2 protein-coding genes are annotated in these 1,029 nt (G+C 48.1%); both read right to left on the bottom strand.

The features are described 5' to 3' along the window. Positions 1 to 209: 209 nt before the first annotated feature. Positions 210 to 725: a hypothetical protein gene (locus EK369_RS22785; RefSeq protein WP_220444003.1), complete on the bottom strand. Its 516-nt coding sequence runs from the start codon at positions 723 to 725 to the stop codon at positions 210 to 212. A 39-nt stretch (positions 726 to 764) separates the two neighbouring features. Further along, on the bottom strand, positions 765 to 1,029 hold a 265-nt coding region (locus EK369_RS22780; protein ID WP_235871509.1), incomplete at its 5' end, for a hypothetical protein.

The following is a 1,029-nucleotide window of genomic DNA, read 5'->3' as shown; positions in this document are numbered from 1 at the left end:
GCACATTTTTATTATTAATATTTAATATTATTGCACTCTATTTACACTCCTTACGTCCCACTATAGACGATAATAAAGCTTGGTAGGTATATCTATACACAGAAAAGACATCATAAGTATTACAAACTAAGGGCAAGTTATTATTTCACTTTTTTGTTCTCACAAAAACACACGAACGTCCTGCAAAAAACGAAACAAATACATACGGGTCAGCACGCGCGACGGCGACGATGTTCTTTTCCTTTTAGAAAAATAGATTGATGGTGCTGCTGTTCTTTTTTTCGTCTTTTTTTGTTTGTTTTGTTTTTTATTTTTTGTTTTGTTGTCTTTTTAAGGTATCGTAGTAGGTTTGGGGGCTTAGTAAGGGCCGGATTTGCCGGGGGGACCGTAACTGGAAGACACTCCTCCACCTCCACCACTAATGCCACCGCCAATACCACCCCCGATGCCGCTGCCAATACCGCTGCCACCACCGAGTCCACCGCCATGTCCTCCTCCAAATCCACCTCCGGATCCACCTCCAAATCCGCCGCCTGCACCGCCGCCAAATCCACCTCCAGCTCCTCCTCCGAATCCTCCTCCAATTCCGGTACCGCCACCACCACCGCCTGCTTCTTTCTGTGTCTTATATCTGATGAAGTAGACCTCTGGTTTGCTGGGTTGTGTGGGCGCTGGAGTTGGAATGTTGATTTCAGGAGCTTCGTCTGGTTTCTTGACCAAAACATAGACCAAAGTCTTTTCTTCGTTTTGGGGTTGAACTGGGATTACTGGGGCTGTTGGTGCAGGTGGACTTGGGGCCTTGATGAAAATGATTTTGTAATGTTTCTGGGCTTGTCCAACGGAAATGGGCCTTTGTGGTCTGAATTCTTCAGGTTCTGGGGGTGGCACGTGGACGTAGATGTGTTTCTGGACAGTAACGCCACCGCCTCCTCCGAAACCTCCACCACCACCACCACCTCCAAAGCCTCCTCCAGAACCACCTCCGAATCCGCCTCCAAATCCGCCACCTCCACCTCCGCTAAGTCCGCC

The organism is Shimia sediminis (genome assembly GCF_003990645.1).
In the GTDB taxonomy this organism is placed as follows: domain Bacteria; phylum Pseudomonadota; class Alphaproteobacteria; order Rhodobacterales; family Rhodobacteraceae; genus Shimia; species Shimia sediminis.
This window is presented reverse-complemented; position numbering and strand designations above follow the sequence as displayed.